The sequence below is a fragment of the Mycobacterium simulans genome, assembly GCF_900232995.1.
GTDB lineage: Bacteria > Actinomycetota > Actinomycetes > Mycobacteriales > Mycobacteriaceae > Mycobacterium > Mycobacterium simulans.
In genome coordinates this window covers 484,549-506,207 of sequence record NZ_OCVX01000007.1, presented here as the reverse complement: position 1 = coordinate 506,207, position 21,659 = coordinate 484,549, and the positions used below count along the sequence as shown (strand labels likewise).

At 65.6% G+C, this 21,659-nt stretch carries 19 protein-coding genes, 1 tRNA gene and 1 pseudogene; 14 read left to right on the top strand and 7 right to left on the bottom strand.

Annotated features, from left to right (window positions below):
* Window positions 1-25: 25 nt before the first annotated feature.
* A pseudogene (locus tag MSIMFI_RS30090) lies at window positions 26-541 on the bottom strand (PE family protein); the annotation flags it as partial.
* Between the two features lie 213 nt (window positions 542-754).
* A complete protein-coding gene (locus tag MSIMFI_RS24505) occupies window positions 755-2,713 on the bottom strand; it encodes a serine/threonine-protein kinase (RefSeq protein WP_191499527.1) in 1,959 nt (652 codons plus the stop codon).
* A 120-nt stretch (window positions 2,714-2,833) separates the two neighbouring features.
* Here MSIMFI_RS24505 and MSIMFI_RS24500 point away from each other — a divergent pair, with 120 nt between their 5' ends.
* The 5 genes from MSIMFI_RS24500 (at window position 2,834) to MSIMFI_RS24480 (ending at window position 7,746) form a co-directional block, all read left to right on the top strand.
* Window positions 2,834-5,356, top strand: coding sequence for an FHA domain-containing protein (locus MSIMFI_RS24500; RefSeq protein ID WP_191499526.1), 2,523 nt, complete (start codon window positions 2,834-2,836; stop codon window positions 5,354-5,356).
* Window positions 5,357-5,440: 84 nt separating this feature from the next.
* Complete coding sequence (locus MSIMFI_RS24495) at window positions 5,441-5,881, top strand: DUF402 domain-containing protein (RefSeq protein ID WP_191499836.1); 441 nt, start codon at window positions 5,441-5,443, stop codon at window positions 5,879-5,881.
* 36 nt (window positions 5,882-5,917) lie between these two features.
* On the top strand, window positions 5,918-6,484 hold the full coding sequence (locus tag MSIMFI_RS24490) for a DNA polymerase ligase N-terminal domain-containing protein (RefSeq protein WP_191499525.1): 567 nt from the start codon (window positions 5,918-5,920) through the stop codon (window positions 6,482-6,484).
* A gap of 70 nt (window positions 6,485-6,554) precedes the next feature.
* On the top strand, window positions 6,555-6,974 hold the full coding sequence (gene ligD / locus MSIMFI_RS24485; protein WP_191499524.1) for a non-homologous end-joining DNA ligase LigD: 420 nt from the start codon (window positions 6,555-6,557) through the stop codon (window positions 6,972-6,974).
* Window positions 6,967-7,746: an Fpg/Nei family DNA glycosylase gene (locus tag MSIMFI_RS24480; RefSeq protein WP_191499523.1), complete on the top strand. Its 780-nt coding sequence runs from the start codon at window positions 6,967-6,969 to the stop codon at window positions 7,744-7,746. The genes ligD and MSIMFI_RS24480 overlap by 8 nt, the downstream gene beginning before the upstream one ends.
* A gap of 10 nt (window positions 7,747-7,756) precedes the next feature.
* Here the strand turns inward: MSIMFI_RS24480 and coaE are convergent, their stop codons facing one another.
* The 3 genes from coaE to polA form a co-directional block, all read right to left on the bottom strand.
* Window positions 7,757-8,971 (bottom strand): dephospho-CoA kinase, encoded by a 1,215-nt coding sequence (coaE, locus tag MSIMFI_RS24475; protein ID WP_186243000.1) that lies wholly within the window; start codon window positions 8,969-8,971, stop codon window positions 7,757-7,759.
* Window positions 8,972-8,995: 24 nt separating this feature from the next.
* Complete coding sequence (rpsA, locus tag MSIMFI_RS24470; RefSeq protein ID WP_191499522.1) at window positions 8,996-10,441, bottom strand: 30S ribosomal protein S1; 1,446 nt, start codon at window positions 10,439-10,441, stop codon at window positions 8,996-8,998.
* Between the two features lie 105 nt (window positions 10,442-10,546).
* Window positions 10,547-13,222: a DNA polymerase I gene (polA, locus tag MSIMFI_RS24465; protein WP_191499835.1), complete on the bottom strand. Its 2,676-nt coding sequence runs from the start codon at window positions 13,220-13,222 to the stop codon at window positions 10,547-10,549.
* Between the two features lie 144 nt (window positions 13,223-13,366).
* On the opposite strand from polA, the gene MSIMFI_RS24460 reads away from it, so the two are divergent.
* Window positions 13,367-13,807, top strand: a complete 441-nt coding sequence (locus MSIMFI_RS24460; RefSeq protein ID WP_186242998.1) for a Zn-ribbon domain-containing OB-fold protein — start codon at window positions 13,367-13,369, stop codon at window positions 13,805-13,807.
* A complete protein-coding gene (locus MSIMFI_RS24455; RefSeq protein ID WP_191499521.1) occupies window positions 13,804-15,003 on the top strand; it encodes a lipid-transfer protein in 1,200 nt (399 codons plus the stop codon). The genes MSIMFI_RS24460 and MSIMFI_RS24455 overlap by 4 nt, the downstream gene beginning before the upstream one ends.
* Window positions 15,004-15,083: 80 nt before the next feature.
* Here MSIMFI_RS24455 and MSIMFI_RS24450 read toward each other — a convergent pair whose 3' ends face one another.
* On the bottom strand, window positions 15,084-15,710 hold the full coding sequence (locus MSIMFI_RS24450) for an ANTAR domain-containing response regulator (protein WP_186242996.1): 627 nt from the start codon (window positions 15,708-15,710) through the stop codon (window positions 15,084-15,086).
* A 102-nt stretch (window positions 15,711-15,812) separates the two neighbouring features.
* Here MSIMFI_RS24450 and MSIMFI_RS24445 point away from each other — a divergent pair.
* Window positions 15,813-15,889: transfer RNA gene (locus MSIMFI_RS24445), tRNA-Leu, on the top strand.
* Window positions 15,890-15,963: 74 nt separating this feature from the next.
* Here MSIMFI_RS24445 and MSIMFI_RS24440 read toward each other — a convergent pair.
* Window positions 15,964-17,169, bottom strand: a complete 1,206-nt coding sequence (locus MSIMFI_RS24440) for a tyrosine-type recombinase/integrase (RefSeq protein WP_191499520.1) — start codon at window positions 17,167-17,169, stop codon at window positions 15,964-15,966.
* A gap of 214 nt (window positions 17,170-17,383) precedes the next feature.
* Between MSIMFI_RS24440 and MSIMFI_RS24435 the strand changes: the two genes are divergently transcribed.
* The 6 genes from MSIMFI_RS24435 (at window position 17,384) to MSIMFI_RS24410 (ending at window position 21,585) form a co-directional block, all read left to right on the top strand.
* On the top strand, window positions 17,384-17,599 hold the full coding sequence (locus tag MSIMFI_RS24435) for a helix-turn-helix transcriptional regulator (RefSeq protein WP_191499519.1): 216 nt from the start codon (window positions 17,384-17,386) through the stop codon (window positions 17,597-17,599).
* The gene (locus MSIMFI_RS24430) at window positions 17,596-17,889 is read left to right on the top strand and encodes a hypothetical protein (RefSeq protein WP_191499518.1); all 294 of its coding nucleotides are present in this window, start codon (window positions 17,596-17,598) and stop codon (window positions 17,887-17,889) included. Before MSIMFI_RS24435 ends, MSIMFI_RS24430 begins: the two co-directional genes overlap by 4 nt.
* A 103-nt stretch (window positions 17,890-17,992) precedes the next feature.
* Window positions 17,993-18,784 (top strand): hypothetical protein, encoded by a 792-nt coding sequence (locus MSIMFI_RS24425; RefSeq protein WP_191499517.1) that lies wholly within the window; start codon window positions 17,993-17,995, stop codon window positions 18,782-18,784.
* Complete coding sequence (locus tag MSIMFI_RS24420; protein ID WP_224770413.1) at window positions 18,694-19,815, top strand: tyrosine-type recombinase/integrase; 1,122 nt, start codon at window positions 18,694-18,696, stop codon at window positions 19,813-19,815. Before MSIMFI_RS24425 ends, MSIMFI_RS24420 begins: the two co-directional genes overlap by 91 nt.
* Window positions 19,812-20,039 (top strand): helix-turn-helix transcriptional regulator, encoded by a 228-nt coding sequence (locus tag MSIMFI_RS24415; protein WP_191499516.1) that lies wholly within the window; start codon window positions 19,812-19,814, stop codon window positions 20,037-20,039. Before MSIMFI_RS24420 ends, MSIMFI_RS24415 begins: the two co-directional genes overlap by 4 nt.
* A gap of 112 nt (window positions 20,040-20,151) precedes the next feature.
* On the top strand, window positions 20,152-21,585 hold the full coding sequence (locus MSIMFI_RS24410) for a hypothetical protein (protein WP_191499515.1): 1,434 nt from the start codon (window positions 20,152-20,154) through the stop codon (window positions 21,583-21,585).
* The last annotated feature ends 74 nt before the right edge of the window (window positions 21,586-21,659 follow it).

The window sequence follows — 21,659 nt, the reverse complement described above, 5'->3', positions numbered from 1 at the left end:
GGCGTAGAGCTTGAGAGCGGCGGCCCCCCCCCCCCCCCCCCCCCCCCCCTTGCGCACCCGCCCCCCCCCCGCCTCCCCCCCCCCCCCCCCCCCCCCCGCCGGCGGTGGCGCGGCCCCCCCCGCCCCCGCCATTGCCGTACAACCACCCACCGTCCCCGCCGCTTTGACCGGGTGCTCCGTTGGCACCGTCACCGATCAGCGGCCGCCCCGTCGACGCTTGCAGCGGTGCGTTGATGGCGTTGAGCAGATTCTGCTCGACATTGGCGGCCTCGGCGGCCGCGTAGGCACCGGCGGCGCCGTTGAGAGTCCGCACAAACTGGTCATGAAACTCAGCCACCTGTGAGCTCAGCGTCTGATATTCCTGGGCGTACGCGCGGAAGACTGCCGCGATCGCCGTCGATACCTCGTCAGCCGCTGCCACGACTAGCCCGGTCGTCGGAGCCGCCGCAGCCAGACTGGCTGCACTGATCGACGAACCGATTCCCACCAAATTCGTAGCAGCGGACGACACTAGCTCCGGCGTCGCGATCACGAACGACATCTGCCACCCCTGACTCAACGAGAAACTCACTGTCGGCTGTCGGGCGGTGACGCGCAGATCGATCGGACCTAGGCAGCCCCGAAATCGCCACAACCAAGCGAAAAATACCCAAACCACTGCAGAGACGCCGCGCAACGGTCCAAATTCAAATAATTGGGTCAGCGACCTGGCCCGAGGTTCCCTGAACGCAGGTGTGTCAGGGAAGGGCAGGCCCTAACCCCCGTGACGGCTCCACATCCGGGTCACCGGATCGCATTCGATCAGGTAGCCATCGTTGGAGGCCGAAATGGCGAAGACCGGGATGTCGGGCCGGTCGCACGACGTGCCCGCAGCATGGACTCCGGTCGTGATCGGCGCCTTCGACCAGGTGTTGCCCTCGCACACGACCTGCTCATTGCTGGTTTGGTCGTAGCCGAGTTTGTCGACGTCGTTGCACGTGCCACCGAGGACGGGCTTGGCGGCCGACACAGCGGGTGCGACGACCACTTGCGCGGGATCACCCAATGTCACGCTGGGCGGCACCTCACCCACCCGGGTGGCTACCACCGGGACCCGCAGCACCGCTCCTCGCGCGCCGCACTCATCGCTGCGCACTGTTTCGGTCTCCACGCCGCGCAGCGTGCCATCCGCTTGCGGCGCCAACGACAAGGAAACCGTTTCCTGTTGGGTGGTTCGCACTGGCCCGTTCGGCTGGCGACAGCCCACCCTCACTTGCTCAGGCGCGCCTTGCCAATATCCAGAGACAAATCGCAAAACGTCAGACTGGCCGCCGTCAGTGGTACGGGCGATTTGGTGGTTGGCATCGTCCAACCGGATTCCGGTGGCCGCACACCCATTGGCGGTGCACGCGGAACGGAAGGCCCACCATTCGGTCTTGACTCCGTCGTGGCGGATCGGGATGCCGTTGGTGGTTCGCTTCGAGCGGTCGTAGTCCAATCGGTAGGTGCCGTTGAGGACCTTGGCTGAGCTCGCCGAACCACCCGGGCTGGCAGCCGGTGCGCCGGGTCTCGCGGCAAGCGCGGGCTCGGGCGGCGGACTCTCGGTCTGGAAGGTGTACAGGGTGGACCAGGTGGCAGCCACCGCGATAAGCACCGCGCAAACCAACGCGGCCCCCCACCGCGCCCGTGGCGAAAACTTGTGACGTAGCAGCCCAACAACGCCGCGGCGTCTGGGTGGTAGCGCGACCGAAACGGATTGGGCGTCATCGGCGTTGTCTGCGATAGCGGCGCTGACCGCAGCGGAGAACGCGCGACACCGTTCGAATCTGGCTTCGGGTTGCTTGGCGAGGGCTTTGCAGAACACGTCATCTAGGCGCGCCAGATCCGGACGGTAGTCGCTCAGCCGGGGCGGATCGTCGTGTAGATGCTGGCCGATCACCACGACCGGGTTGGAGTGCCGGAATGGCGGCGCGCCGGTAAGGAGGTGAAAAGCCGTTGCCGCCAACGCATATTGGTCTGCCCGCCCGTCAATGTTGGAGCCCGTCAACTGCTCGGGCGCGGCGTACGCGACCGTTCCCACGGCGACATTGGTCTCGGTGATTCCGCTGATATCACCGAGGTGGCGCGCTACACCGAAGTCCGCCAACAGGATCCGGCGTTCCTGGTCATCGGGATGGGTGAGCAGGATGTTGGCCGGCTTGACGTCGCGGTGCAACAAACCGCGGTCGTGAGCGTAATCCAAAGCCCCCGCAACGGCATTGAGGATGGCGCACACCTCATCGGCCGGCATCCCGTTCGGGTAGCGCTCCTTCACCAGTCGGGATGCATCCGTGCCTTGGACGTAGTCCATGGAAATCCAGAGCTGACCGTCGAATTCGCCGCGATCGTGTACACCGACGATGTGCGGGTGCCAAAGCGTTGCGGCGAGATCTGCCTCCCGGTTGAACCTCTCGCGGAACTCGCCGTCCGCCGTAATCGCAGCGGCGAGAACTTTGATGACGTCGCGGCGCGGCAGCCTGGGATGCAGGGCTAAATAGACCTCGGCCATTCCGCCGGCACCCAACGGCCGCAGGATGGTGTATCCGGCAAAGGACGCACCGCAGGCCGGCGACCGGCGTGCGGGGCCATTCTCGGCTGAGCCCGGCTGCGCGCTTGGGGTCGGGCGGACCGATTGAGCGCGGCGCAGTACGTGCGCCACGGTCGCTGAAGATAGCGGTTTGGTAGGCCAGATCATTAGTGCGTAATGATGCCGCTGCTCGCTATGAAAGAGCTATGTATGCCCGCAAACCCAAAACAAAGCCAACTCACAGCTGGCACAAATAAGCTGACCCACTAGCCGGCCGATACTGATGAGGTGAGCCGACTAGCCTTGCCTGCGCTGACAATTCGACATGACGGGTCCCACCGTTGCTTCGCACCCGGCTACGAGGTGATCGTCGGGCGTGACCTGTACGCCGACCTACGTATCCCGGATCCACGCATCTCACGCGCGCACCTGATCCTGCGCTTCGATCAGGGCCGTTGGCTGGCCATCGACAACGGGTCGCTGAACGGAACCTACGTCAACGGCTACCGGATGCCGGTAGTTGATATCCACGACGGTCAAAGCATCAACGTCGGGAATCCCGCGGGGCCGCGGCTGACCTTCCAGATCGGACCTAACCATGGGCCGACCAGTCGGCCAGCGCAGACCAGGTCGGCGCGGGACAGCGGGCCGCCCACCCTTGCGTGGTCGCTACATCCGGTGCCCGCATCGCCAGCACCGATCGAGAGGCGCCCACCCCGGCGTCCGACCCCGCCGCCGCTCGACGAACTCACGGCGATCAACGTCGGCCCACCAGCAGCCGAGCTCACCGTGGTCAACGCCACATCGGCCGACGTGTCGAACCTCGCGACAAGGATGGTGAAGTCCTTGTCGTTGCGGTCCTCGCCGGCCACCAAGACCGGTGGTATCACCACGATCGGTCGCGCCACCAACAACGACATCGTCGTCGCCGAGGTCTTGGCCTCGCGGCAGCACGCGACGCTCCGGCCGACACCGCTGGGCACCGAGATCAGGGACCGCAGCATCAACGGAACATTCGTCAACGGCACCAGAGTGGGGTCGGCGATCTTGACCGAAGGCGACGTTGTCACCATCGGCAATGTCGACCTGGTGTTCACAGACGGCACCCTGATCCAGCGCGATGAGGCCGCGACGCGCACCGGTGGCCTGGAGGTGCGCAACATCAAGTACACCGTCGACAACGGCAAACAACTGTTGGATGACATCTCGCTGGTCGCCAGACCCGGCACGCTGACCGCCGTCATCGGTGGATCGGGCGCCGGAAAGAGCACACTGGCCAGGCTGATTGCCGGCTACGCACGCCCCAGTTCGGGCTCGGTCAGCTTCGAGGGCCACGACATCCATGCCGAATACGCCTCGCTGCGAAGCAGAATCGGGATGGTCCCGCAAGACGATGTGGTGCACCACCAGCTCACCGTGAACCAGGCGTTGGGTTACGCCGCCGAGTTGCGCCTGCCGCCCGACACCAGCAAGGCGGACCGTGCCAGGGTGGTTGCCCAGGTCCTCGCGGAGCTCGACCTGACCAAGCACGCCGACACCCGGGTGGACAAGCTGTCGGGCGGCCAGCGCAAACGTGCCTCGGTGGCACTGGAATTGTTGACCGGCCCGTCGCTGCTCATCCTCGATGAGCCGACGTCAGGGCTGGACCCCGCACTGGACCATCAAGTGATGACGATGCTGCGCCAGCTCGCCGACGCCGGCCGCGTGGTGATCGTGGTAACGCACATGTTGTCCTACCTGGACACCTGCGACCAACTGCTGTTAGTGGCGCCGGGTGGCAAGACGGCCTATTGCGGTCCGCCTGACCGGATCGGAGACGCGATGGGAACCACCAACTGGGCCAAGATCTTCGGCCAGGTGGGCGCCGACCCCGAGGAAGCCAACCGACGCTTCCTCTCCCAAAACCAAGCGCCGAAACCGCCGGTCCCAGCGGACGAACCCGCCGATCTCGGCGAGCCGGTACATACCAGCGTGCGGCGGCAGGTTTCGACCGTCGCCCGCCGGCAGGTTCGGCTGGTTGTCGCCGACCGCGGCTACTTTGTGTTCCTGGCCTTGTTGCCGTTCATTCTGGGTGCGCTGTCGTTGACGGTTCCGGGCTCAAACGGATTCCGGATTGTCGGCGAGCATGGCGGTACTCCCGACGAATCCGCACAGATACTGAACCTGCTCGTGCTCGCCGGGGCTTTCATGGGCACCGCTTTGACGATTCGCGACTTGGTTGGCGAACGTGCGATTTTTCAACGGGAACAAGCCGTCGGTCTGTTGACAACCGCCTACCTGATGGCCAAGACCGGTGTGTTCTGCTTGTTCGCCATCCTGCAATCGGCGATCACCACCGCGATCGTCGTGGTCGGCAAGGGCACGCCGACCCGAGGCGCTCTCGCGCTCGGGCATGGCCCGCAACATAGCAACGTCGCGGCGACCGCTGAGCTGTTCCTCGCTGTCGCCGGGACGTGTGTGGCGTCGGCGATTCTCGGCCTGGCCATTTCGGCGCTGGTCCGCTCCAGTGAGCAGATCATGCCGCTGTTCGTGGTGTCGATCATGGCGCAGCTGGTGCTGTGCGGCGGGATGGTCCCGGTGACCGGCCGGATCGTGCTCGACCAGCTCTCGTTTGCGACGCCCGCGCGTTGGGGTTATGCGGCGGCCGCGTCGACGGTCGATGTACGCCACCTGGTACCCGGTTCGCTGGTCTCCGAGGACCGGTTCTGGCAACACACGTCGAAGATCTGGCTGTTCGACATGGCGATGCTGGCCGCGTTGTCGGTGTTCTATGCCTGCTTTGTGCGGTGGAAGATCCGGCTGCGTCGTTAGGGTCGCTAAGGTGAGAGCATCCATCCGCCCAAGCACGAAACATTCGACCTGGTGGCCCGCACCAACACCGACCCGAAAGGCGTGGTGCGGGCCGTCGATGAGTACGCGGTGCGCCCGTGGGGGCTTTATCTGGCCCGTCCGACCCCGGGCCGGGCGCAGTTCCATTACCTCGAGTCGTGGCTACTACCGTCGTTGGGCTTGCGCGCCACGGTCTTTCACTTCAACCCGGGCCATGAACGCAACCACGACTACTACCTCGACATTGGCGAATACACGCCCGGCCCGGCAGTGTGGCGTTCCGAAGACCATTACCTCGACATCGAGGTTCGCACTTGCAGCGACGCTTCATTGGCTGACGTGGACGAGCTGCTGGACGCCGTTCGCCACGGTCTATTGGCCCCAGACGTCGCCGAGCGGGCCGTACGACGTGCCGTCGACGCAGTCGACGGCCTGGCCCGCAACGACTATGACCTCACACGCTGGCTGGCTTCCAAGGGCATGGAGTTGACCTGGAGCGAGGCGTAGCAGTTTTCAGTGCCGCCAGACGGGTACCTCAGTCGTATGCCCTGGAGCGAATACCGCCGCAAACGGCAATTCGGCCGCAGTCCCGAGCCACGGGGGCGGCACCGGCGGAAGAACCCGGAACCCCAGGAAGAGCCACGGTTCGTCGTCCAGCACCACGCGGCGCGCAGCGATCACTATGACTTTCGTCTCGAGATCGATGGCGTGCTGGTGTCCTGGGCTATCCCCAGAGGGCCGTCGATAAACCCGAAGCACAGACGGATGGCCCGTCGCACCGAGGATCACCCGTTGGAGTACGCGACATTCGAGGGAGTGATCCCCGAAGGGGAGTACGGCGCGGGTGGCGTCATCGTTTGGGACCACGGCACCTACGCCAACGCGACCCAGCATGAAATGACCGAGGGCCTTGAACGCGGCCACCTCTCGTTTCGCTTACACGGTGAAAAGCTGCGCGGCGGTTACGCGCTGACCCGCATCCGCGAGGGGAAGGACGAGACGTGGCTGCTGGTCAAGCGAAAAGACCGGGATGCCGACGCGCGACGCAAACCGGTGCGCAGTCAGCCCGAGTCGGTGCTGTCGGGTCGCACGCTGGACGACTTGGCATGACCGATCCCGCCGGTCTGCGCACCGACAACGAACCCAACGACCCCAAAGACATCGTGAAGAAGAGCCGTTGATGTCCCGCGTTGAAGTTGAAGTGACTCACACCGACCGGGTGTTGTTTCCCGGCCGGTCCTCACAACAACGAATCACCAAGCGCGACCTGGTGGACTACTACTGCGAAGTGGTCGACACAATGCTGCCGCACCTCAAGGGCCGGCCGCTCACAGTGCAGCGGTTTCCCCTGGACGTCGCACGAAACGCGTACGCGCAGACGGCGGTAGCGCCATATTCGGTCCGGGCCCGTCCCGGTGCTCCGGTGGCAACTCCGCTGGAATGGGACGAACTAGACAGCCCGGATTTGCGTGCCGATCGCTTCACGATCCGCGACATCCCCAAACGGCTTGCCGGCCAACGTGATCCGTGGGCAGACATGTCCCGGCACGCTCGCTCGCTATCCGGACCTCTGCAGCGCCAGGCGAAGCTACATGCCTGAACTGCCTGACGTGGAAGGGTTTCGGCGCGAGCTGGCCGGCACGCTGCCGGGCCGGCGGATCCGCCGGGTGACCGTCCACGATGCGGGCATTCTGCGGAACGTCACCGCGCAAGCGCTCGGATACCGGCTGGACGGTCACCGCTTCGATGCCCCGCGCCGGTGCGGCAAGTGGCTGATCCTGCCGACGGACGGCCCGACACTGCTGGTACACAGTGGCATGACGGGCCATCCGTACTACGCCAGCGACGGCACTGAACATCTGGCTTACGAACGGCTAGTCGTGTCGCTGGATCGCGGCGAACTGCGCTACGCCGACCTGCGCAAGCTGCGCGGCGTGTGGCTGGCCGGTTGCGCCGACGAGGTCGCGGACGTGCTGGGGCCACAAGGCCCCGATGCGTTGAACATCGACTTGCGGACGTTCCGCGGCGCGCTGTCCGGCCGGCGCGGTCGGCTGAAGTCCACGCTGATGGACCAATCGGTAATCGCCGGTCTGGGCAATCTGCTCACCGACGAAATCTGCTGGCGGGCCAGGATGCGGCCGTCGCGCGCGATGGAAAACCTTGACGCCGACGATGTGCGGCGCTTGCACAGCGCCATGATCCGAGTGCTGCGCACCGCGGTGCGTCACGGCCGAGTGCCCAGCCTGCCCCGCTGGCTCACCGCGGCACGAGACGAACCGGATCCGAGTTGCCCGCGCTGTGGCACCCGCCTCGCGCGCGATCGGGTGGGCGGCCGGGCATCGCTGTGGTGCCCGCGTTGTCAGCGCGAGTAACGGTATTCAGCTAAGGCCGCCAGCCGGTGGTGTCGGCCCACTCCCATGCGCGCCGGTACGCGTCCAGGAACCACGGTTCTTTGGCGGTGACGTAGCGCGCCATATCGCCGTTCCCGCTGGCTTCGGCTCTGCGCTTGACTCGCAGGTAGTCGGCGCGCGCAGCGGGGTTAGCCGCCAGCCAGTCGACAAACAGCAGGGCGAACTGCTGATTGGGTCGACCGTCTGCCCGGATGTGCACGTGCGTCGGCCGGGCAGGGTCAGCCGATGCGTGAATTCGCTTGTGCCACAACGATGGATCATCGCTGTGGTCGTAATGATCAACGGTGCTGCGGGCGTCGACTTTGGGTGTGTCCTGGGTGATGTGCTCCAGGCGCGGGTATCCCACGGCCAGTAACGGCTCGACGAGTTCATCGGCCACCTCTAGTGACTCGACGGTGACCTGGATGTCGATCACGTCCTTGGCGTCGAGATCCGGTACGGCAGTTGATCCGATGTGGTCGACTCGCAGTGCCCGGTGGCCGCATGCGGTCTTCAGCCGGGCAATGATACGGCGTGCCTGCGCGGGCCAACTCGGGTCGGCCGGCATCAGGCGCGCGGGTGCGCGGGCGACCTGACGGCTGCTCAGGTTGTGTGCGAACGGCACTATCCGGTTGTGCCACACGTCATTAGCCCGCTCGACCAAGTCCCCCGGCTCGCCTGAGTTGTCGAGCCAGATATCGGCGACGGCACGGCGTTGCTCGTCGTCGGCTTGGGCGGCGATCCTGGCGCGGGCGTCGTCTTCAGACATGCCGCGTTGCTCGACCAACCGTCGCACCCGCAGTTCCACGTCGGCATGCACGATGACAACCAACGGGAACAGTGGCGCCATCCCAGATTCGACCAGCAGCGGAATGTCTTCCACCACAACGGCATCCCCAGTCACCGCCGCAAGGATCTCCGCGCGGCGCTTGGCGACCAGGGGGTGAACGATCCCGTTGAGTTTTCCGCGCGTCTCGTCGTCTCGAAATGCTTTGGCAGCCAACGCTGGCCGGTCGAGGGAGCCGTCTGGTTGCAGGATGTCAGGGCCAAAGGCTTCGACCAGCGAAGCCAGCCCTTCGGTGCCCGGTTCGACTACCTCCCGTGCCAGGACATCCCCGTCGACGATGATGGCCCCGCACCGCGAGAAGGCCGTGGACAGCGCAGATTTCCCGGCACCGATGCCACCGGTCAACCCGATCCGCAGCATTACCGAGCGCGATCAGCTGACAGGTTAGGCGTTGCCGGCCAGCTTTTCCCGCAACGCCGCCAATTGGGCGTCGCTGGCCAGCGATCCGCCCGCGGACTTCTCCGAGGACCCGCCACTGGACGGCGCTTGGTCGCCGGCAGCATGGCTGGCCGCCTCGGCCGCGGCAAACTTCTCCATCTGCGTGGTGTGCATCTTGTGCCGGCGCTCGGCCTCGGCGTAGCGGGCTTCCCATTCGGCGCGCTGGGCGTCGAATCCTTCGAGCCACTCGTTGGTTTCGGGGTCGAAGCCCTCCGGGAAGATGTAATTGCCCTGCTCGTCGTAACTGTCGGCCATGCCATACTTCGCCGGGTCGAATTCCTCGGTGTAGTCCTCGTTGGCCTGCTTGAGCGACAACGAAATCCGGCGCCGCTCCAGGTCGATGTCGATGACCTTGACCATCGCGTCGTCGCCAACGGCAACCACCTGGTCAGGCACCTCGACGTGGCGCTCGGCCAGCTCGGAGATGTGCACCAAGCCTTCGATGCCCTCTTCGACGCGAACGAACGCGCCGAATGGAACCAGTTTGGTGACCTTGCCCGGCACGATCTGGCCGATGGCGTGCGTGCGGGCGAAGTGCCGCCAGGGGTCTTCCTGGGTCGCCTTGAGCGACAACGAAACCCGCTCGCGGTCCATGTCGACGTCGAGCACCTCGACGGTGACCTCATCGCCAACCTGGACCACCTCGGACGGGTGGTCGATGTGCTTCCAGGACAACTCGGACACGTGCACCAGACCGTCAACACCGCCCAGATCGACGAATGCGCCAAAGTTGACGATGGACGAGACCACGCCCTTGCGGATGGTGCCCTTCTGCAGCTGGTTGAGGAACTCGCTGCGCACCTCGGACTGGGTCTGCTCCAGCCAAGCCCGGCGGCTCAGCACCACGTTGTTGCGGTTCTTGTCCAGCTCGATGATCTTGGCCTCGATCTCCTTGCCGATATACGGCTGCAGATCGCGGACCCGCCGCATCTCCACCAGCGAGGCAGGCAGGAAGCCGCGCAGCCCGATGTCGAGGATCAGGCCACCCTTGACCACCTCGATGACGGTGCCCTTGACGGCCTCGTCCTTCTCCTTGAGCGCCTCGATGGTGCCCCAGGCGCGCTCGTACTGCGCGCGCTTCTTGGAAAGGATCAGCCGGCCCTCTTTGTCCTCCTTGGTGAGAACCAGGGCCTCGACCTCATCGCCCACCGAAACGACCTCGTTGGGGTCGACATCGTGTTTGATGGAGAGCTCGCGGGCGGGGATGACCCCTTCAGTTTTGTAGCCGATGTCGAGGAGCACCTCGTCCCGGTCCACTTTGACGATGGTGCCTTCGACGATGTCGCCATCGTTGAAGTACTTGATCGTTTTGTCTATTGCTGCGAGAAAGTCCTCGCTGGAGCCTATGTCGTTGACGGCTACTTGGGGCGAGGTGACGGTGGGACTCGGCATATTGTTGGGTTGCTCCGGACAGGGTTCATCGTAGGGACAAATTGGGGTTTACCTGTTGAGGCTACTCGACAGGGCACACGCTGGACAAACTCGGCTACTACCTGGCTAGTGTGCCGCACTGTCCCAGCTGCGGCCATAGCCCACCGAGACCTCCAGCGGGACGTCCAGCGGGTAGGCGCCACCCATCTTGTCGCGCACCAGCGCCTCCACCCGCTCCCGCTCACCGGGCGCGATTTCGAACAGCAGCTCGTCGTGGACCTGCAGCAGCATGCGCGACGCCAGCCCGGCCTCCGTGAGCGCCTTGTCGACCTCGATCATCGCCACCTTGATGATGTCGGCGGCGCTGCCCTGGATGGGCGCGTTGAGCGCCGCGCGCTCGGCGGCCTCGCGGACCTGGCGATTGCTGCTGTCCAGCTCGGGCAGGTAGCGCCGCCGGCCGAGCACGGTCGAGGTGTAGCCGTCCTTGCGGGCCTGCTCGACGACGGCCATCAGGTAGTCGCGCACTCCGCCGAACCGCGCGAAGTACTGGTCCATCTGGTCCTTGGCTTCCTCGGTGGAGATCTTGAGCTGGGTGGACAGGCCGTAGGCGCTCAAGCCGTACGCGAGCCCGTACGACATCGCCTTGACCCGACGCCGCAGCTCGCCGGTAACCTCGTCGATCGGCACGCCGAACGCTCGGGATGCGACGAACGAGTGCAGGTCCTCTCCGGTGTTGAACGCCTCGATGAGGCCATCATCGGCCGACAGATGCGCCATGATGCGCATCTCGATCTGGCTGTAGTCGGCGGTCATCAGCTCCGCGTAGTCACCCGACCCCACGACGAATGCGTCCCGGATCTGCCGGCCGGCGTCAGTGCGGATCGGGATGTTCTGCAGGTTGGGTTCGGTCGACGAGAGCCGGCCGGTCGCCGCGATCGTCTGGTTGAAGGTGGTGTGTATGCGGCCATCGGCGGCCACCGAGTTCAGCAAGCCGTCGACGGTGACCTTGAGCCGGGTGACGTCGCGGTGGGTGAGCAGGTGCTGCAAGAACGGGTGCCCGGTCTTGTCGAACAGCGACTGCAGGGCGTCCGCATCCGTGGTGTAGCCGGTCTTGGTTCGCTTGGTCTTCGGCATGCCCAGTTCGTCGAACAACACGACCTGTAGCTGTTTGGGCGAGCCCAAATTGATTTGTTTGCCGATCACGGCGTATGCGGCCTCGGCTGCGTCGCGGATCTGGTTGCCGAACTGACTTTGCAGCTCGCTCAGCATTTCCATGTCGACGGCGATACCGGCGCGCTCCATGTTGGCCAGCACGTGCTGGACCGGCAGCTCCATCTCACCCAGCAGCGCGGTGGAGTCGATGCGGGCCAGCTCAACGTCCAATGCGTCGGCGAGGTCTATCACGGCCCTAGCCCGCAAGATCGTCGTTTGTACGGCCTGCTCGTCCACCCCGCCCGACTCGTCCAAGTCATCGAGAAGCGAAAGCTGTTGTTGCTCAGGCGTTTCCGCACGCAGCTCGCGACGCAGGTAGCGCAGCGAGAGGTCGTCGAGGGTGAAGCTGCGCTGTCCCGGCCGCACCAGGTACGCCGCCAGTGCGGTGTCGGAGGTGACGCCGTTCAGCGTCCAACCGCGGCCCGCCAGATCGTGAATGGCCAGCTTGGCCTCGTGCAGGGCCTTCGGCTTTGCGGGATCGGCCAGCCAGACCGCCAGGGCGCCGTCGTCGTCTGGCGTCAACGTGGCGGTGTCGATGTAGGCGCCCTCCCCGTCGGCGGCGGCGATCGCCAGTGCGGTGGCGTCCCCACCGTGCGGCAAGTGGGTACCGACAACGGTCAGGCCGGACCTGCGCCCGTCGCCGGCATGCTCGGCCAGCCACTGCCCTATCGTCCCGGGCTCCAGCGCGCCGCCGCGCACGTCGAACCCCTCGTTGACCTCGGGCTCAACCGCCGCCAACGTGTCGAACAGCCGGTCCCGCAACACCCGGAACTCCAGGTCGTCGAAAAGCCGGTGAATCTGGTCGCGATCCCAGGGTTGCAGCCGCAATGTGTCCGGGGTCTGCGCCAACGGCACATCGCGGACCAGTTCGGTGAGCTCCCGATTGCGCACGACGTTGGCCAGGTGCGCGCGTAACGCATCGCCGACCTTGCCGCGCACCGAATCGACGTTGTCGACCAGTGATTGCAGCGAGCCGTACTCGACGATCCACTTCGTCGCCGTCTTCTCCCCCACCCCGGGAATGCCCGGCAGGTTGTCGCTCGGGTCGCCGCGCAGCGCAGCAAAGTCCGGGTACTGCTCGGGGGTGAGGCCGTATTTCTCGACGACGGCTGCGGGCGTGAAGCGGGTGAGCTCACTGACACCTTTTCGCGGGTAGAGCACCGTCACGTCGTCGCTGACCAGCTGCAGCGAGTCGCGGTCGCCGGTGACCACCAGCACGCGATAGCCCTCGTCCTGGGCTCGCGTGGCCAAGGTCGCGATGAGGTCGTCGGCTTCGAATCCCGGCTCGGAGAGCACCGTGATGCCCAGTGCGCCAAGGACTTCCTTGGTGATGTCGATCTGGCCGTGAAACTCGTCGGGGGTCGATGAGCGATTGGCCTTGTACTCGGGATAGCGCTCGGAACGAAACGTCTGCCGCGACACGTCGAACGCCGCCGCGATGTGCGTCGGCCCCTCGTCGCGCAGCAGGTTGATCAGCATGGCGGTGAAGCCGTAGACCGCGTTGGTGGTCAGCCCGCCCCGGGTCTTGAAGTTCTCCGCGGGCAGGGCGTAGAACGCTCGAAACGCCAGCGAATTGCCATCCAGCAACATCAGCGTCGGCTTAGGCGCGGCCTCGCTGGCCTCAATAGGCGGAGCGCTCACAGCTCACACTCTAAGCACCCGCTCCGACGCGTCGTGCGCGGCCAGAACTGGAACACGTTTCAGTTCTGTTCTTGCGCTGGGTACGCTGGCCAGGTGCCAGAGCTCACCAGCCAAGAACCCGCGATCGACGGATGGTTCGCGACCGACGACACCGGCAACCCGCACCTGATCGGCAGCAAGTGCCCGCAGTGCGGCACCTACGTCTTCCCGCCCCGGGAAAACAACTGCCCGAATCCGGCATGTGAAGGCGACACACTAGAGTCCGTCGCACTGTCGCGCCGCGGCAAGCTCTGGAGTTACACCGAAAACAGGTACGCCCCGCCGCCGCCGTACCCCGCACCCGAGCCGTTCGAACCGTTCGCCGTGGCCGCGGTGGAGCTGGCCGACGAGGGCCTGATCGTGCTGGGCAAAGTGGTCGAGGGCACGCTGGCGGCCGACTTGAAAGTCGGCGTGGAGATGGAGCTGACCACCATGCCGCTGTTCACCGACGACGAGGGCGTAGAGCGCATCGTGTACGCGTGGAGGATCGCATGACACCGGAACCCGTTTACATCCTCGGCGCCGGGATGCACCCCTGGGGCAAGTGGGGCAACGACTTCACCGAGTACGGCGTGGTCGCCGCCCGCGCCGCGTTACGCGACGCCGGCCTGGACTGGCGCCAGGTCCAGTTGGTGGCCGGCGCGGATACCATCCGCAACGGCTATCCGGGCTTCGTCGCCGGCGCCACGTTCGCGCAGAAACTCGGCTGGAACGGTGTGCCGGTCAGCTCGAGCTACGCCGCGTGTGCCAGCGGTTCCCAAGCGCTGCAGAGTGCTCGCGCCCAGATCCTGGCCGGCTTTTGCGACGTGGCCCTGGTCATTGGCGCCGACACCACCCCGAAGGGCTTCTTCGCACCAGTCGGCGGAGAGCGGAAGAACGACCCTGACTGGCAACGCTTTCATCTGATCGGCGCGACGAACACGGTGTACTTCGCGCTGCTGGCGCGGCGCCGAATGGACCTGTACGGGGCCACGCTCGAGGATTTCGCTCAAGTGAAGGTCAAGAACTCCAGGCACGGGCTCAACAACCCGAATGCCCGCTACCGCAAGGAGAACTCGATCGAGGACGTGCTGGCGAGCCCGGTGGTCTCGGATCCGCTTCGGCTGCTTGACATCTGCGCAACCTCTGACGGTGCGGCCGCGCTGATTGTGGCGAGCAAGTCCTTCGCGGAGAAGCACCTTGGCTCAGTGGCGGGCGTGCCGTCGGTGCGCGCCATCAGCACCGTTACCCCGCAGTACCCTCAGCATCTGCCCGAATTGCCGGATATCGCAACGGATTCCACCGCGGTGGTGCCGGCTCCCGATCGGGTGTTCAAGGATCAGATCCTCGACGCCGCCTACGCCGAGGCCGGCATTGGGCCGCAAGACCTGAGCCTGGCCGAGGTGTATGACCTGTCCACCGCGCTGGAACTCGACTGGTACGAACATCTGGGGCTCTGCGCCAAGGGCGAAGCCGAGGCGCTGCTGCGCAGCGGCGCGACCACCATCGGCGGCAAGGTACCGGTCAACCCGTCGGGCGGGTTGGCGTGCTTCGGCGAAGCCATCCCCGCCCAGGCGATCGCTCAGGTCTGCGAACTGACCTGGCAGCTCCGCGGTCAGGCCACCGGCCGGCAGGTGGAGAACGCGCGGGTCGGCGTCACGGCCAATCAGGGCCTATTCGGCCACGGCTCGTCAGTGATCGTGGCGCGTTAACGACCTCACACCGCCCCGCGAGGGTGCGCAAATGCACGGCCGTAGCGGCGTGTCGCCATACCAACACGCACGCTCGCGGGTTATTCGGCGGGGTCCTTGGGGGTGTCCCCCAGGGTTTCGAGTACCACCTCGGCTACCCGTTTCATCGTGGTGCGCCGGTCCATCGCGGCACGCTGAATCCACTTGAACGCCTCGGGCTCTGTCATCCCCTGCTTGACCTGCAGCAGGCCCTTGGCGCGTTCGACGAGTTTGCGGGTTTCCAGCCGATCCGACAGGGTCGCCACTTCGTGTTCCAGCGCGGCGATCTCACTGAACCGGCTCACCGCCAATTCGATGGCCGGGATCAGGTCGCTGATGGTGAAGGGTTTGACCAGGTAGGCCATCGCCCCCGCATCGCGGGCACGTTCGACGAGGTCGCGCTGACTGAAGGCGGTTAGCACGACGATCGGAGCGATGCGTTTACTGGCGATCTCCGACGCAGCATCAATCCCGTCGCGACGCGGCATCTTGACATCCATGATCACCAGATCGGGCTTGTGACGCTCGGCTAGCTCGACGGCTTCCTGGCCATCGCCGGCTTCCCCGACGATCTCGTACCCCTCCTCTCGCAACATCTCGGCGAGGTCCATTCGGATTAGCGCTTCGTCTTCGGCGATCAGAACGCGGCGCGGCGGAGCGGCATCGGCGTCGGTGGTGGTGCCCGTCATGACGGACATTGTGTCGTGGGCGTGTTCAACTGGGAACCTTGGGGGGCGGTGAGTCGGGATCGGGCTCCTCTAAGGTAGAAACTCGACCACGAATGCGGATCGGCCCTCGTATCCCAACTGGCAGAGGAAACGGATTCAAAACCCGTACAGTGTGAGTTCGAATCTCACCGAGGGCACCAGGCTTGTTGAGAATGTCACTGCAGGTCAGCGGCTTAATAAGTCACCAATCGCGGCGCCCGCCGGCAGCCTGTGACTACATTCTGACTACATTTGCCGGGAAAACGACCCCGGCCAGGCGTGCATCGTGCGCGTCGGCCACGGCCTCTGCATCGCGATCGAACAGATCGGTGTAGGTATCCAGCGTCATCACAGCCGACTTGTGGCCCAGCATCTTTTGCACCGCTTTGACGTTTGCACCGGCCGACACGGCCAATGAGGCAGCAGTGTGGCGAAGGTCATGCGGTGTAATGCGCGGGAACTCCGGCACCGCGGGATCGCGGTTCGGATACGCCTTGCGCTCGGCCTCACGGGCCTTGCCGGCGGCGGTGATGCACCGACCCACCGCGCCCGAAAACCAGGTGTTAACTCCCGGCGACTTCGCGTAGTCGCCGGCAGTCGTCGGGAACATGATGCCGTCACGCGCTTTGCCACGGCAGGCGGCGGCCAGCGGCTCGACCAGGAACCGCGGAAACGGGATTGACCGGCGTTCGTGCGTTTTGGGTGTACCGACTTCGATCATGCCGCCGACGTTGACAGCGTTGCGCCGGACGTGAATACGTCGGCGCAGAGTGTCGACATCGGCGACGTGCAGCCCGGCCAGCTCGCCCCACCGCAGGCCGCAGTAGGCGAGCACCAGGACGATGACGCCCTTCTCCGGCCCCGCCTGGCCCGCCAGCTCCCAGACCTGCGCGTCGGTCAGGTAACGGTGGTCACGCTTCACCTTGCGCGGTAGCTTCACCCCGCGCGCCGGGTTGGTCATCAGGCGACGATCGCGCACCGCCTCGTCGAGGATCTTTGCCAACACGTCGAAGGCCGCGCGCACACTGACCGGTCCGCTGGCGCGCTTGATGATCCGGCCGTCTACGTCGTTGACCTCGCGCCCCATTTCGGCAACCCACGACTGCACGGCGCTGTGCCGGATATCGGCGAGTTTGACCCGGCCCCACCGGGGCTGTACATGCACGCGCCAGGCAACCTCTTCGCGTCGTCGGGTCGATGGCTTGAGGTGGGCACGGCGCGCCAACCAGCCAGGCGCGAGATCGCCGATCGTCACCCGCGCGTCGGCGGGGTCGACGTACTCCCCGCGCGCCTTGCTCACAGTGACCGTGGCGGCGTAATTCTCGGCCTCACGCTTGGTTGTGAACCCGCGTGCACCGGTCAATTTGTTGTCCGGCGTGCGGTACTGGACGCGCCACCTCACCGCTCCCGAAGCTGTCGTGTATTTCGTGATGCTTGCCATCGCGACGCCCCTTTAATCGTGCCGGTGCCTGCAACCACAACGCCTACAAGAGTCGGCATTAATGTTCTGACTTAACAACAACATTCGTACGATCAATCCACATCAGATACTGTCAATCCCAATCATTGCGTGTTAGCATCCCACGCTAAGGCAGGGATTGCACCCACCGCCAAGGGATTAACCCAAGAACCGGCGAAAGGGTGCACAACCAAAAATGTCCACTGCCAATCTGCCGAAGCTCGACGAGCTTCTCACTCCCCAACAGGTCGCCGACTACCGCGGAACCACGGTTGCGGTACTGGCGCAGGAACGCCACAAAGGCACTGGCCCGCGGTTCATCCGCGATGGCCGCCGAATCCGCTACCGCGCCAGCGATATACGCGCCTATCTCGACGCGAACACACAAACACCAGACGCAGCCGACCGATGAACGTCCACCACACCGATAGCGACAACTATTCGACCTTCCTCGCATTTGTTGCCTTAATTTCTGGGGAAATCGCCAGGTTAGACGACCATCACCTGTTGCTCTCTAGGCGGGTAGGCGACATGAAAGCGCTGCTAGGCCCATTGAACCACCCGACGCTGAAGAAAATAGTCAGCGTGCTGGACGATATCAATCCTCAGCTCGAGGTTATCGACAACGCCATCGCGCATTGCCGCCGCACTCTGATGAACGCCGTGACGCAGCCAGGGTCCGACACTGAGTCGTCCGAATAGCGAACCCTCACAACACCTTCCAATGGCGGCATTGTCCGCAGCGTCTCAACTCCACCATCTGAACCTCAACCTCAACCCCACCCCTCAAAGGAGTAGATCAAGCATGCCCGCCGCAACCATTCTCACCTTCCCTGTGCCGGCACAGCACCGCCGCTGGACCTGGCCGGACTGGCCACCCGGTTTGTACGAGGACAGCGACGGGCACCACCACTACGACCGCGGCGACCTGGACCGCGAAACGTTCGACGAGTGCGTTCGCGCCGTGGGCAAGTTCAATGGCCCGGCACTGCTCGACGATTTGGTGTCCGAGGGAACACTGGATCTGGCCCGGCCGGACATGGCCGGCGCCGTCGCCGCCATCTGGGCGGCCGATGAGTACGCGGAATCTGCGCTGAGCCGGTGGCGCTGGGTCGAGCTCTTCGTAGCCAATGGATTCCACGACCGGCCGGCTGAACCGGTCCGCCTCTACCGGGGCTGTGTCCCGATGTTCATACACTTCGACGCCAGTGGTCACCTCGTCGCTGTGGTCGCTGTGGACACCTTCGGGTGCCCCCTCGATCCCTACGGCGAAATCGTCGAATCCTGGCACACCACCGCCGGCATGGCCTGGACACGCGATCTTCGCGCCGCGCGCAGGTTCGCCCGGAAGCATTGCGGCGGGCAGGGGTTCACCGCCACCGTGCAACCCGATCACCTGTTGGCTGCCATCGGCAGCGAGTACGTCGTCGACCCCGCCGGCCTGGACGACGTGGCGCCGCTCGACCTTGGTATCGCGGACACGGCGGCGGCGGGGGGGGGAGCCCGATGCGGGACACGGCCACGGCCAACCGAGTACGCCAGGCCCGCACCCGAGCCAAACGACTTGGTCTGCGCATGGTCAAGTGCGGCGCCGTGATCGCGCTCTACGACGTTGACGGCCAGGTGGTCGATTCCGGCGACCTGAGCACCATTTCGGCCTACCTGGCCGGGCGGGCTGTGCACCGACCGCCAGGGCCGGCGCAGGCGCCCGTACCGGCGGCCTGGCAACAACACATCGCCGATTACTGCCTGCACCTGGCCGCAGCCGGACAGAGCGCTCGAACCATCGACGCGCGGCAAAAGACGCTAGCACGCCTCGGCCGCGAGTTGGGCTGTCCGCCGACCAAAGTAACTGCCGCCCAACTGATCACGTGGTTCGGCCGGCAGACCCATTGGAAGCCAGAGACTAGGCGCAACAACCGCGCTGCGGTGCGCGGATTCTTTGCCTGGGCATACCGCAAAGGCCGTGTCCCCGACTATCTCGCCGATGAGTTGCCCTCGGTACGGATACCGCCGGCTATACCAAGACCGGTGCCGGATGACGTGTGGCAACAGACGCTGGCGACCACAGCCGCGGACGCGCGCGTCACGCTGATGCTGCGGCTCGCCGCCGAGGCTGGGTTGCGCCGCGGTGAGGTCGCCAAGGTGCACGTGCGCGACGTTGTCGAGGGTATCGGCGGCGCGCAGCTCATCGTCTGCGGCAAGGGCGGCCGGACTCGGGCCGTGCCGATCACCGCGTCGCTCGCCGCCGACATCCGCCGCGGCGCCGCCGGCCACACACCCGCATTGGCGGCCTACGCCGGCGGGTGGCTGTTTCCGGCCTGGCCGGCCGGCGGACACCTGACCGCTATGCATGTGGGCAAGATCGTCGCCGCGGCGCTGGGGCCGGGCTGGTCGATGCACAAACTGCGGCACCGCTTCGCGACGCGGGCATACCGGCACGGCGGGCGCAACCTGCGGGCGGTCCAGGCCCTCCTGGGGCACAGCAGCGTGGCCACCACCCAGCGGTACGTCGGAATCGACGACAGCGAGATCCGCGCGGCCGCGTTGGCTGCCGCAGACGATTGCACGGTGACTTCGTACTCTCCGGGCACCGGTAACGACCCCGAAAGGACCGTGACCACATGAACGACCTAGCGACTGACACCGCGGGCACCGCCGTCTTGGCGCGGGAAGCCGCTCCACGCCTGCGCGTGACCGAGCAGACCTTAAAGCGGTGGCGCGCCAGGGGCATCGGTCCTGCCTACGTCCGGCTCGAAAACGGACAGGTGCGCTACCGGATCGCTGACCTCGAAGCCTGGTTACAGCAACACGCCGTGACGCCGGGATCGTCATCGCCACAACGAGATTGACCTGGGACGGCCCCCAAAGACAGTGGGGCCGAACCGTTCGCGCCGTTTTGGCCTCGGCGGTGATGAACGGGACGGCCCCACCCAACTCAACAACATCCCCGGAAAGGATGACGTGAGCAAGCCTACCGCCCGCCAGGGCACCCGCGCAGTATCGCCAGAGGCCGCCAACGAACGCAACGGCCGCGCATTGCCGCTCGATTCACAAGGCCGCATGCCCGACGATCCCGACTATTACCCGTTCGACACCTGCAAGATGGCAACGGAGTTGGACCGGGTACGCCAGGACCGTCAACACAGCGCAGCTGAGCAACGCACCGCCGACAGGTATCGCGCCCGTGACATCAATGCCGCTGCACAGGCCGCACAGCAGCATGACGCGGCGGTCAACGACGCGATGGCCGACCTGCGCAACGTGATGGCCGGCAATGCCGACGTTCTGGCGTCAAGTGCGATCCTCACCCACGTCGCACAGTTCGCCGACGCCCGCGGCGCGGAGCGCTATGCAACCACGTTCGGCGTGCTGATGCGCGCGGTATTGGCCGTCCCGCCGCAAGTGGTCTTGCCGCCCATCATCGGCGGTGAGGTCTCGATGAATCTGCTGCTCGCGCTGGTCGGTGCCAGCGGGGCCGGCAAGGGTACCGCCGACAAGACCGCCGAGGCTACCGTTCGCTTGTCGCGTGGTGGCCGCAGCATTCTGGCGCCGCTGCCCATGATCCCGATCGGCACCGGCGAAGGGATCAACCGGACCTACGCGCACGCCGAGCGCGACAAGCACGGCAGTGGCCAGGTGCGCTTGCGATGGCATACCGACCGCGCGCTGTTCGGGTGCCGCGACATCGCCACACTCGATGCACTGATCGCGCGCCAAGGATCGACTCTCGTCCCCGAACTGCTCAAGGCCTATATGGGTGAGGAACTTGGATTCGCCAACGCCGAGAAGGACCGCCGCGTCATCCTGCCGATGCACACCTATCGGCTGTGCCTGTCCGCCGGCGTGCAGCCCGACAACGGTGCCGTACTACTCAACGACCGGGCGCATCGTGACGGGGTGCCGCAGCGGTTCATCTGGGCGCCCGTGCGGCCCGGAATCGCCCGGCCACGTCGCCGTGCCGATGCCGGTCGCATCGACCCGCTGACTGTGGCGGTGCCCGACTTCGGCATTGACCCGTTCGTTGTCGCCGATGCTGCCCTCGACTCCGATCCCGACGATTACGGCCCGGCCGTGCGGCCCCTGGTCCCCATCGGTGTCGCGTCGGTGATAGCTCAGCAGATCATTGACGCCGACGCGGCCAAGGACGCAGATCCATTCGGGCGCAGCGCCGACCCGCTGGCTGGTCACCGCCTGCTCGCACAGCTCAAGGTCGCCGCCGCGCTGGCGATACTGCACAACTGCACCGAGGTCGGTCCCGAGGATTGGCAGCGGGCCGAACGGCTGATCGAGGTCTCCTCGGCGGTGGCCCGTGTCGTCACCGCCGAGTCCGCATCTGCCGCCGAGCGCTTTCTGGTGTCGGGCGAGGCTTGCCTCATTATTGCCTCAGTGGATTGACGCCGCGGACGCGTTCGGGCTTGCCTCATTATTGCCTCAGTGGATGGACGCCGCGGACGCGTTCGGGGAAAGGT

What these genes read in the sequence shown, in the direction of transcription:
- MSIMFI_RS24505 (WP_191499527.1), bottom strand. Translation starts at nt 2,713, where the DNA reads ATGATCTGGCCTACCAAACCGCTATCTTCAGCGACCGTGGCGCACGTA.
- MSIMFI_RS24490 (WP_191499525.1), top strand. Translation starts at nt 5,918, where the DNA reads ATGCCCTGGAGCGAATACCGCCGCAAACGGCAATTCGGCCGCAGTCCC.
- ligD (WP_191499524.1), top strand. Translation starts at nt 6,555, where the DNA reads ATGTCCCGCGTTGAAGTTGAAGTGACTCACACCGACCGGGTGTTGTTT.
- MSIMFI_RS24480 (WP_191499523.1), top strand. Translation starts at nt 6,967, where the DNA reads ATGCCTGAACTGCCTGACGTGGAAGGGTTTCGGCGCGAGCTGGCCGGC.
- coaE (WP_186243000.1), bottom strand. Translation starts at nt 8,971, where the DNA reads ATGCTGCGGATCGGGTTGACCGGTGGCATCGGTGCCGGGAAATCTGCG.
- rpsA (WP_191499522.1), bottom strand. Translation starts at nt 10,441, where the DNA reads ATGCCGAGTCCCACCGTCACCTCGCCCCAAGTAGCCGTCAACGACATA.
- polA (WP_191499835.1), bottom strand. Translation starts at nt 13,222, where the DNA reads ATGTTGCTGGATGGCAATTCGCTGGCGTTTCGAGCGTTCTACGCCCTG.
- MSIMFI_RS24455 (WP_191499521.1), top strand. Translation starts at nt 13,804, where the DNA reads ATGACACCGGAACCCGTTTACATCCTCGGCGCCGGGATGCACCCCTGG.
- MSIMFI_RS24450 (WP_186242996.1), bottom strand. Translation starts at nt 15,710, where the DNA reads ATGACGGGCACCACCACCGACGCCGATGCCGCTCCGCCGCGCCGCGTT.
- MSIMFI_RS24440 (WP_191499520.1), bottom strand. Translation starts at nt 17,169, where the DNA reads ATGGCAAGCATCACGAAATACACGACAGCTTCGGGAGCGGTGAGGTGG.
- MSIMFI_RS24435 (WP_191499519.1), top strand. Translation starts at nt 17,384, where the DNA reads ATGTCCACTGCCAATCTGCCGAAGCTCGACGAGCTTCTCACTCCCCAA.
- MSIMFI_RS24430 (WP_191499518.1), top strand. Translation starts at nt 17,596, where the DNA reads ATGAACGTCCACCACACCGATAGCGACAACTATTCGACCTTCCTCGCA.
- MSIMFI_RS24425 (WP_191499517.1), top strand. Translation starts at nt 17,993, where the DNA reads ATGCCCGCCGCAACCATTCTCACCTTCCCTGTGCCGGCACAGCACCGC.
- MSIMFI_RS24420 (WP_224770413.1), top strand. Translation starts at nt 18,694, where the DNA reads ATGCGGGACACGGCCACGGCCAACCGAGTACGCCAGGCCCGCACCCGA.
- MSIMFI_RS24415 (WP_191499516.1), top strand. Translation starts at nt 19,812, where the DNA reads ATGAACGACCTAGCGACTGACACCGCGGGCACCGCCGTCTTGGCGCGG.